Origin of the sequence: Mariprofundus sp. EBB-1 (assembly GCF_003665155.1) — a bacterium.
GTDB lineage: Bacteria > Pseudomonadota > Zetaproteobacteria > Mariprofundales > Mariprofundaceae > Mariprofundus.
Genome location: NZ_RCFQ01000030.1, coordinates 26472 through 35924, shown reverse-complemented (window position 1 = coordinate 35924; position 9453 = coordinate 26472). Strand labels below are relative to the sequence as shown.

The window sequence follows — 9453 nt, the reverse complement described above, 5'->3', positions numbered from 1 at the left end:
CGATCTCGGCAACTGCTCCATGCGTTGCTCTGCCTCCTGCATCCATGTAGTTGAAGTTGGGTATGACTAAATAATTTAAGGTAAATATAAATGCGGTAGCGGTGTCTGATTCTGCATTTTATTTCGGTGTATCACTAGGAGGCTGTCCGAGAATAGAAGAACCTACTGCGAAAAAGCGGTTATTGGCCTCTTTCCCCGTTCATTCTCGTTAAATACAACCAGTATTCGCCCCAAATGAACGGGAAAACTGACTCAATCCCGCATTCCCTCGCTACGATTCCTATTCTCGGACAGCCTCCTAGAACTGCTGCAGCTTGTATCTTTCCTATTGAATAGGGTTACTGTGCCCGAATTATTTTACTCATAAGGACTTTTCTCTGTGTTTAGGTACTCCGCTGACCGTATTCCCGTTACCATTATTCTGGCTATTACATCTCTAGATTTCTGTTTGTACTTTTATGTTGAACAGATCTGGCTATTGGCCGCGTTCTGGGTGTTGATGATTATTCCAAAAGGTAAAATCGGAGCCTGGAACCACCATCATCAACACACACCTACATTTAAGAAGAAACCGTTGAACCGTCTGCTGGAGATTTTTTATGCTTTGCATACCGGCGTGACCACAAACTTATGGTTGCTGCATCATGTGCTTGGCCATCACTTAAACTTTCTTGATCAGGATAAGGATGAAAGTCGCTGGCAGCGGAAGTCTGGTGAAACCATGGGTGAGATTGAATACACCCTTAATGTTGCGAGCACAGCGCATCTGCGTGGATATAATGTAGGGAAACGCTTTCCGAAGCATCAGAGTAAATTCATAATCTATACAGCTATAACCATTTTGATTGTTGCTCTGCTGACATGGTACAAACCGATGCAGGGGTTGTTTCTGTTCGTCTTGCCGATGCTTTGCGGTATTCTATTGACGTCTTGGGCAACCTATGAACATCATTCCGATTTGAGCACCGAAAACGAATTTGAAGCATCGAGGAATAACCTTAATCGCTTTTACAATATCACTACAGGCAATCTGGGTTACCACACTGCTCATCATCACAAGCAGGGTGTACACTGGTCACGCTTGCCAGATCTGCATGATGAAATTAAAGATCAAATACCTGACTATCTCATCAAGTATGCCGCATTGTGATCAAAGGGTTGTAAAGGGTACTAGCAGTCTTTTATGAACTACAGGAGAGCATAGAACAACCAGCTCTGTCTCTGGCCCAGTCTGGCCGTTTGGCTGCATATGCATCGAACTCTGGCTGTTCATCATAGGGTTGTTTGAGCAGTGCATGCAGGCGATGAATTTCGCTGTAATCACCTTCCTCAGCTTTATCAATGGCGACTTGTGAGAGATAGTTTCTCAGCACATATTTGGGATTGATGCGGTTCATTTTTTTACGGCGCTCACTATTGCTCAGGCCATCATTTTGTAGGCGCAGAATGTAAGAGCGTAACCAGTTAGAAATCTGTTGTCGGGTGTTTTCTGTTAACGTACTCGGTTGATAATATGCATCAAGTAATGGTTCTATTAGATTGTTTATATTGCTCTTTTTAATATCTATGTTGATGTCGATGTTGGCAAGCTTGCGATAGAATATGGTCATGTCTGTTTCACTTATTGTAAGCATATTTTCTAGTTCGTCGAAAAGGGTTTTGTCCGTTTCCGGATTAAAGGATAGCAAGCCAAGCTTGTCTGCCATCATCTGTTGCGACATCTGTTTGTAACTTTGTGGATAGCTGTTCAGGGCCTCCTGCAATGCACTGATATTATCAATCAATGGCAGTATCGCTTCCCCTAATCGGGCCAGATTCCAGCCTGCAATATTGGGCTGTTGGCCGTATGCGTAACGGTGCATTTCGCGGTCGGTGGTATTGGGTGTCCAGTCCGGATCATAACCCTCCAACCAGCCGTATGGTCCATAATCAATGGTTAGGCCGAGCACCGACATATTGTCGGTATTCATCACACCATGCACGAAACCAACGCGCATCCAGTGCACCATAAGTTCAGCTGTGCTTTGGCATACTTCTCTGAACCATTGTAGATAGACCTGTTTGTCCGGTTTGCCGAGGTGCGGAAAATCATTGATGATGGTGTGATCAAGTAGTTTTTTTAGTGTGGTTGGATCATCGCGAGAGGCAAATATTTGGAAACTGCCAAAACGGGTAAAAGAGGGTGCAGTACGGCAAACAATGGCACCGGGTTCTAATGCGGCACGGCCATCATAAAACATATCACGCATCACCATCTCACCGGTTAAAACAAGACTTAAAGCGCGGGTGGTCGGCACACCGAGATGATACATTGCTTCCGAGCATAAGAATTCACGTACAGAGGAGCGCAAGACAGCCAGTCCGTCTGCAGTGCGGGAGTAGGGAGTAGGCCCCGACCCTTTGAGTTGCAGCATCCAATGCTCGTTATCGTGATTCATTAATTCACCTAGGTTAATGGCACGCCCGTCACCGAGCTGGCCAGCCCAGTTTCCGAACTGATGACCGCCATAACAGGTGGCATGCGGATCCATACCCGGCAACAGACGATTACCTGAAAAAATCTCACTGAATGCGTCTGATTTGCACAATCTGTCTGAGAGCCCCAATGTGTTGGCTACTTCAGAGCTGTGGATGATGAGTGACGGTTGAGAAACAATGGTAGGGTGCACTCTGGAGTAACATGCCTCATACACCTGGCGCGGGTGTTTGATAGATTCTGAGTCAGCGGGAAGCGACCGGGTGAAACGGTTGTCAAAGTGTAAACCAGCCAGCTCTTGTTGTTCGTCGTTATCATCCATGCAGCTAAGCGTGATGGATATTGTGCTTTTCTACCACCCTATAAAATTGATGGGTTTGCTAAGGAAGCACTGATTTCTTGCCGGATGCAATAAATCAACTTCTCCCTGAATAAGCCATGTTCGTTCCTCACTGCATGAGCATGCGTGAGTATCAGTATAAGTAAAACATAGATGCGAAGTATAACTGTGATGACCTATACTGCTGTTTTAATGCAGGCATATATCACTTTCTTGGATTATTTTAGAGCATCCTCATTGGTGTCATAACCAAAATAGAAGGCGCGATCAGCCATGCGTTTGGACAGACGTTCGGCCTCTTTTGTTGCGGTAATCCGCTGTGTCATTGCTTTGGGTGTAAGGTTGGGGCTGTGCCAGACAGTTCTGTTTGATGTTGTGTATTGCAACCAGAGTGGTGACGTGGCGCTATTTAAACGATGTAAAGGAAGAGGGATCGAAGCTTGTGCGGGGATTTTGATGATGATGTTTTTAAGGTTTCTAGCGAGTCTGAAGCCTGTGTTCTGATCACTATCCATGGTCTCAAGGTTTCCGCGTGTAGAAACTAAATCAGGGATAGTTGTGACGGAGATGATCCAGTTGTGATCTGACAGATCCTGTCTGGAAATGCCATTGTGTACGATGCTGGCTTGTTTGTTCTGATCATAATAAAAGCCATGAAGATATGGCAATGAAATAAAATGGATGCTGTTTTTCTTAGCGTTGGTATTTTCCTCAGCTGATGCAGCGGAAGGGGCAATCAGTAGTAGTATGAATAGAAAGGTCATGCTGTGCGATGTCATAACACTTTGTTGCTGCTCAGCACGCATGAAGAGAGTGGATGTTATCGACTGAGGCAGATGGTGAATGAAGCGCAGTGCTGAATCAGAAGAGAAATTCGCGCACCTGAGCCGTCCCTTCCATATCTTGCAATAGTGTTTCAAACAGACCTGTCTGTTGCCACGCGCTGCCGACTTTACGGCGGTGAATGAGTGAAAGCACAGGGTTGCTACCAAGAAAAGCCATGATCTGGCCACGATCTTTTAATAGCGCTTCAATGTGTGCAGGTATTTTTGGAATAGCGGCAGTGAGTACAATAACATCAAACGGGGTTTGTAGATCAGTATGTGCTGCAACCGCATCAGCATCCATGGCATTAATCTCAATGACTTTAGCATTATTAGCACCATGGTTATCGATGTTTTCTTTGCCCTGTTGCGCTAATACGGAGTGGATCTCACAGCTAACTACTTCACCAGCCTGCATTGCAAGCATCGTGGTTAAAAAACCAGTGCCGGTACCAATTTCGAGTACACGTTCATGGCCCTGAAGATTCAGCGTTTGGAGAATAGTGGCTTCCTGCAAAGGGGATAACATTTCCTGGTTGCAAGGCAACGGTACATGTCCTTCCATATACGCAACGCTTTTTACATGTTCAGGTACGAAATTTTCACGGGGCATTGATTCAATGAGATCTAACACGTCAGTATCCAAAACTTTGCAACAACGGATCTGATATTCAACCATGTTTTTGCGTGCTACTTGAAAGTCTGTAGTGCTCATCTTTAGGTCCCCGGTTTGGCATTATTGTGCGATGAAATCATAGTGAATAATAATGCTGGTTTTATGGCAGTGCAATATGCAGAAGTGTGTCATAAATGGCAAGAGTCTATATAGGGCAATCGTATGATAGCACTCTCTATTTGCCATCATTATTCGCATATCTCTGCGCCACCTTACCTTAGGGCGAACGCTGTGTTCTGAAGGTGACGATGTTTACACCAGAGAGACTCTCCTGGGCGTTGGGGTTATATTAGTAAGTATTTTAATAGGATTGCCCTGAGAATCTATATTGCTGTTGGTAAGCGATAATCAGCGGCACCAGTGGCATATTATTGACTTAGGGTGCTGATGCGTAGGCTAAAAGAGGTCGTTATCATTTGTGATCGGTGAATGTCACGCTATGCCCGTGATGTTTTATCTGTTGATAGGCCTAAATGGTTGAAAGACCTGATACGATGAATTGCAGCAGCTTCATGCGGACGTGGCAGGGCCATGGTGCCGCATCGTCATCCTCCGGTATGAAATTGAAGAGAAAAAAGAGGTAGGCAATTTATCTTAGAAGATGAATTATTTTATGATAGGATCTTCAAACTTTCTTAAACTTCAATGTCAGTTCATTACCGATTATAAGGATACGATATGAAAATAAAATCATACTTACCATTTCTCCTGCTGATATTATTAGGGGCTTGTCAAAGTGAGGAACCAGTAACATCAGCACCAAAATCAGTAACTCATTCTGCCACTGCAAGCACTGTTGCTGTCACAAAAGCAGTGGAAGAAAATCATGGGAAAGCATTACAAAAAAGCTTTGCTCAGAACAAAGAGGCAGAAAAAATTGCTGAACAATTAACGTCATCAACACCAGCGATTGCCATTGACGATGAGATCGCGGCCGCAAGAAAGGCATATGAAGCAGCAGAAGCAGAGGCAGCAAAAGCTGAAGAAAAAGCGAAGGTTGCAGCAGCAGAAGCTGCCGCCGCCATTAAGGCCACCAAAGAAGCTGCTGCCATGAAGGCTGCTAAAGAAGCCGCTGCCATGAAGGCTGCTAAAGAAGCTGCCGCCATGAAGGCTGCTAAAAAGGCGACTACGAATACTCACGCTAAGAGCGCTGCAGATGCAGTTGCTCGTAAAACCCAAGAAGTATCCGTTGAATGGAAACTCGATGGCGAATAAGCGCGACGGCTTTCATAAGGTTTTCCGAAAATAACGATGTGATTGCATTGTCTTTACTGCAAGATCTGAACAGATCAGTAATTCATTTAGGATTTGAACGGCCTTTCTGCTAGACTCTTTACATTGTATCTAGGTTCACTGTAAGCTTATTACCGATCATTAGAGGATATGACATGAAAATAAAATCATACTTACCATTTCTGATGCTGATATTACTAGGCGCCATTCAGGGTGAGGCATCAGCTAGCGCCATTGACGATGAGGTTGCGGCCGCAAGAAAGGCATATGAACAAGCAGAAGCTGAGGCTGCAAAAGCTGAAGAAAAAGCGAAGCTTACAGCAGCAGAAGCCGCCGCTGCCACTAAAGCTGTCAATACTGCTGCAGATAAAGGTGGCAACGCTACTAAAGCGAGTAGCAATAAAATTGTACCTAGCAGTGACAGTGCATCCCCGGGGCTAGTAACGTACTCTATCTATCTCACTTCTCACTATTCAGAGGCAGAAGCTGTCTCCGAACAGGGGCGTCTTGCAAAACGGGATATTCAAACGACTATCGTGCCGGTGACCGTTAAACATCATATGTGGTATCGCTTACTTGTCAGCGAGCATCACAACAAAACAGAAGCACTTGCTCGTTTGAAAGCAATTAAATCCATTGCGGGCGCAAAGAGTGCGTGGCTGGACGCAAAAAAAACTAAATAAATACGAAATTGATATAAGCTAGGCGTCCATCAGATTGGATGTCTTTCTCTGTCCATGTATAAGATATAAAGTATCGAATGATTGAAATTATTTCGATACCAATGACCCCACCGTTTTTTGCAGAAACCCTATCGCCGCGATACTTTGATCGAGACGATCGAATTACTCAGTCGCTAATTTTAATTCCCTTGTGTTTGAAGTTTGTTATCTGCTTGGCTTGCACTGAAGCACTGAATAAATCAGTGCTTTCTTAGTCGACTCATCAAAAAAAGACGGATATATGATTCTCTTCTACACAGCATAATCATGAATGTTTTGTGTGCAAGCTTAAGTGCGGATGCGAAACCAACCGGTCAGACTTAGTCGATCACGGCTGGCAGGCAGCACTTCATGTGGGAATTGCTCACTGATAAAGGTGACCAGTCGCCCGGCTTGCGGCATGACCTGCATCGGTAGTGACAGGCTGGATGCTTCAACACCCTGATGAATGTTCAGTGCGCCACCGTTTTCAGTTTGCCAGTCATCGTTGAGATAGAGAATGCAGGTGACTACGCGCTCAAGCGCACCGATGAATCGATCATAGTGGATGTTATAGAATGCGCCGGGCGGATAGAGCGCAAAATGGCCTTCATATTCGAATAACCCCAGAAAAAGACTGCGGTTGATATGCTGGCGTAAGGTTTCCAGGTCAAGAAAGTAGGGGCGTTGGGTGGCGCTTGGATTCTCAGTATCCAACCAGTGGATGTGATCATTGCGTATCTCCGGCCGTAGTTGCAGGGATGTACCGCGTCCAACGCGGGCAGGGCGGAACTCCCCCTCCTGAAATAATTCCCGAGCTTCTAAAGCCATGTTGTTAACCAGCAGGGGTGGAATAAAATCATCATAGACAGATAATCCTGTTTCGCACAGGTCGGCCACGATGTGATCAAACTTATCGGTTGAGCCTTTATCGGCGTAAAGCGGTTGGATCATTGCATCACCTGGGATCTGACTGGATGGACGTTTGGACTCTCTGCTATCAACACCCTTGCAGCAACACAAATCAGGTTCACGGTCATAAATATTAAAGAAATGAAAATAAATGATAGTGCTAGGCACGCTTGGCTATCATTAAATGGTGGGTCAGAGTTTGCAATCAATGGCACTCTATCAACCTGCAAGAAAACTCCGGCAGCCACAACTCAAAGTGACTTGGCTTCTATGCGGATCCGGTTTCAATTGAGTAACAGGCTCACTTCTTATTGTTGGGGCAGATTGTCTCTGATTTTTATCCTCGTACTTAATCGTTCTATCCAGACCAGCTCATTGATGAAGTTTCGATAGCAGGGTGCATAATCGTCACTAACTGGCAAAATGAACTATACTAAATTCATTAAGGTGCATTTTTCATCAATATTGATGATGCAGTGGAATGGCTTGCAAAGATTATTCTGATCCAAAACAAAAGGAGTTGATATGGTAATCATTCAAGTAGTGCTTTGTATTATCACAGCCATACTGGCTGCGCGCAAAGGGTATAATCCGTTTATCTGGTTTTTTGCCAGTGGAGTGATCGGTTTGATAATTCTGGCTTTTCTGCCCTTTGTGAATGAAAAGAGTGCGTTGAATGAAGATGAGCGCGCAGTCAAAAAACGAAAAGGCAATATCATTGGTGGGGTAATTGCTGCTCTGGCGATCATTATTACACTGGCTATCATAATAGCGGAGTAAGCTTTAAAGGTTTTGAATCAACTTAATGTTCCTTCTTAAAAGGCCTGTATTAAGGGTGAAAAGGGGCTTCTAAGAGGATTGATTTGTATTAACCTGATTATGTCTTTCGCGATAGTGAGCTATAAAATTCTGTTTTATAACTCATAATCAGTTGATTTATGAGTTATAAGCTTTTTCGGTGTTATTTCGAACGGAAACTCCGGGACTGAATACAACCTCTGTTATGGCGAGCGAATAATCGTCGCTCACTGCGGATTTCATCAGGCTGGATATTTACGTACACTTTATAATAAGCGACTATGCATGATGTTTAAAATCAGAGCATTTAGCATTAACGAGCCATATCATGAGGATGAAGTTCGGGAAAGTTCCCAAGCCTTTGTGAAATTCATGATGGTTAATGTTTCAATAGGGTTTGTGTTTCCAACAACATACCTTTTGTTATCATGGGATAGATCTCCGGCTTGGGTTTCTCTAGTTATTGCGATCGGTATTGTGGTTTATGTTATTAAAACCATGAAATATAAGGATGTTTTTGCTCAATATACTCCTGTGGATATTTACGCGAAGAAAACAGGCTGCGAATGGCTGGCCCCTGATTATCCAGAAGTTAAAAAATATATTAAGACAGTGAAGTCGTCAGGTCGTCCCTTATACCTCTATGAATCGATGATGCTTGATCAGGTGGGAGATAGTCTGGATATATTGAATGATCCCGTACATCTTCCCGATTACGCTTCTGCGGGAGATACGAACAGTGAAATTTGAAGAGGTTTATTATCGCGCTGTTGAGCATAAGGGTGGGGTGAATGAACTCAGTCTGCTGCTGGCAGGTTTTCCCGAACCAGAATCTATTGCGACGCTGAGTGAAGATCGTTTCCTGGCTGAAATGACGCGCTGCGTGTTTCAGGCCGGATTTGTCTGGCGGGTGATCAATCAGAAGTGGCCTGGATTTGAAGCGGTGTTTCACGGCTTCGATGTGAATGCCATTCTGGCACTGATGCCTGAGGAGTGGGATGAGATCAGACAGGATGTGCGCATTGTTCGTAATGGTCAGAAAATTAACGCGGTACGCGCCAATGCCCAGTTTATTGAGGATATCGCTCTGGAGACCGGTAGTTTTTCTCAATTCATTGCCGACTGGCCTGAATCGGATCTGATCGGTTTGTTGGGACTGTTAAAAAAACGGGGTTCGAGGTTAGGGGGTAACTCCGGCCAGCGTTTTTTGCGTAATGTTGGGAAAGATTGTTTCTATCTGAGTAAAGATGTGATCCGTTGTTTGCAGAATAGTGGCCTAAACATCAAAGATAATCCCACCTCTAAACGCGATTTACAGGCGATTCAGGAGACATTTAATGCGTGGCATGATGAATCCAAGCTCTCCTATACCCATATCAGTAAAATCGCTGCCTATTCGATTAGTTCTTAAAAGTATTTGACCGATAACCAATCACAGACATGCAATGGTAACCTTCAAGTGTATTGGGTTCTCTAACATTTTGAGCTCGTCA

The 9453-nt window shown here is 44.3% G+C and carries 10 protein-coding genes; 6 read left to right on the top strand and 4 right to left on the bottom strand.

Annotated features, from left to right (window positions below; all coding sequences use genetic code 11):
* The first annotated feature begins 379 nt into the window (after positions 1 to 379).
* Positions 380 to 1150: a fatty acid desaturase gene (locus D8Y20_RS11200; RefSeq protein WP_121543770.1), complete on the top strand. Its 771-nt coding sequence runs from the start codon at positions 380 to 382 to the stop codon at positions 1148 to 1150.
* Positions 1151 to 1181: 31 nt separating this feature from the next.
* Here the strand turns inward: D8Y20_RS11200 and D8Y20_RS11195 are convergent, their stop codons facing one another.
* The 3 genes from D8Y20_RS11195 to D8Y20_RS11185 all read right to left on the bottom strand — a co-directional run bounded on the left by D8Y20_RS11195 (position 1182) and on the right by D8Y20_RS11185 (position 4355).
* Positions 1182 to 2798, bottom strand: coding sequence for a YdiU family protein (locus D8Y20_RS11195; RefSeq protein ID WP_121543768.1), 1617 nt, complete (start codon positions 2796 to 2798; stop codon positions 1182 to 1184).
* A gap of 236 nt (positions 2799 to 3034) precedes the next feature.
* Positions 3035 to 3622 (bottom strand): hypothetical protein, encoded by a 588-nt coding sequence (locus D8Y20_RS11190; RefSeq protein WP_147434068.1) that lies wholly within the window; start codon positions 3620 to 3622, stop codon positions 3035 to 3037.
* Positions 3623 to 3677: 55 nt separating this feature from the next.
* Positions 3678 to 4355, bottom strand: coding sequence for a protein-L-isoaspartate O-methyltransferase (locus tag D8Y20_RS11185; RefSeq protein WP_121543764.1), 678 nt, complete (start codon positions 4353 to 4355; stop codon positions 3678 to 3680).
* A gap of 639 nt (positions 4356 to 4994) precedes the next feature.
* Here D8Y20_RS11185 and D8Y20_RS11180 point away from each other — a divergent pair.
* Positions 4995 to 5531 carry a hypothetical protein gene (locus D8Y20_RS11180; RefSeq protein WP_121543762.1) on the top strand — a complete coding sequence of 179 codons (537 nt, stop codon included), beginning with the start codon at positions 4995 to 4997 and terminating at the stop codon, positions 5529 to 5531.
* A 173-nt stretch (positions 5532 to 5704) separates the two neighbouring features.
* On the top strand, positions 5705 to 6232 hold the full coding sequence (locus D8Y20_RS11175) for an SPOR domain-containing protein (protein WP_121543760.1): 528 nt from the start codon (positions 5705 to 5707) through the stop codon (positions 6230 to 6232).
* A 327-nt stretch (positions 6233 to 6559) separates the two neighbouring features.
* Here D8Y20_RS11175 and D8Y20_RS11170 read toward each other — a convergent pair whose 3' ends face one another.
* The gene (locus D8Y20_RS11170; protein ID WP_121543776.1) at positions 6560 to 7204 is read right to left on the bottom strand and encodes a 2OG-Fe(II) oxygenase; all 645 of its coding nucleotides are present in this window, start codon (positions 7202 to 7204) and stop codon (positions 6560 to 6562) included.
* A gap of 483 nt (positions 7205 to 7687) precedes the next feature.
* On the opposite strand from D8Y20_RS11170, the gene D8Y20_RS11165 reads away from it, so the two are divergent.
* From D8Y20_RS11165 to D8Y20_RS11155, 3 genes are all read left to right on the top strand, one after another.
* Positions 7688 to 7942, top strand: a complete 255-nt coding sequence (locus D8Y20_RS11165; RefSeq protein WP_121543758.1) for a hypothetical protein — start codon at positions 7688 to 7690, stop codon at positions 7940 to 7942.
* A gap of 303 nt (positions 7943 to 8245) precedes the next feature.
* Positions 8246 to 8710 (top strand): hypothetical protein, encoded by a 465-nt coding sequence (locus D8Y20_RS11160; protein ID WP_121543756.1) that lies wholly within the window; start codon positions 8246 to 8248, stop codon positions 8708 to 8710.
* Positions 8700 to 9371, top strand: coding sequence for a DNA-3-methyladenine glycosylase I (locus D8Y20_RS11155; RefSeq protein WP_236075413.1), 672 nt, complete (start codon positions 8700 to 8702; stop codon positions 9369 to 9371). The genes D8Y20_RS11160 and D8Y20_RS11155 overlap by 11 nt, the downstream gene beginning before the upstream one ends.
* The last annotated feature ends 82 nt before the right edge of the window (positions 9372 to 9453 follow it).

Excerpts from the sequence above, each read along its gene's own strand:
- D8Y20_RS11160 (WP_121543756.1), top strand. The coding sequence starts at position 8,246 with ATGATGTTTAAAATCAGAGCATTTAGCATTAACGAGCCATATCATGAG.
- D8Y20_RS11180 (WP_121543762.1), top strand. The coding sequence starts at position 4,995 with ATGAAAATAAAATCATACTTACCATTTCTCCTGCTGATATTATTAGGG.
- D8Y20_RS11165 (WP_121543758.1), top strand. The coding sequence starts at position 7,688 with ATGGTAATCATTCAAGTAGTGCTTTGTATTATCACAGCCATACTGGCT.
- D8Y20_RS11175 (WP_121543760.1), top strand. The coding sequence starts at position 5,705 with ATGAAAATAAAATCATACTTACCATTTCTGATGCTGATATTACTAGGC.
- D8Y20_RS11170 (WP_121543776.1), bottom strand. The coding sequence starts at position 7,204 with ATGATCCAACCGCTTTACGCCGATAAAGGCTCAACCGATAAGTTTGAT.
- D8Y20_RS11195 (WP_121543768.1), bottom strand. The coding sequence starts at position 2,798 with ATGGATGATAACGACGAACAACAAGAGCTGGCTGGTTTACACTTTGAC.
- D8Y20_RS11185 (WP_121543764.1), bottom strand. The coding sequence starts at position 4,355 with ATGAGCACTACAGACTTTCAAGTAGCACGCAAAAACATGGTTGAATAT.
- D8Y20_RS11190 (WP_147434068.1), bottom strand. The coding sequence starts at position 3,622 with ATGCGTGCTGAGCAGCAACAAAGTGTTATGACATCGCACAGCATGACC.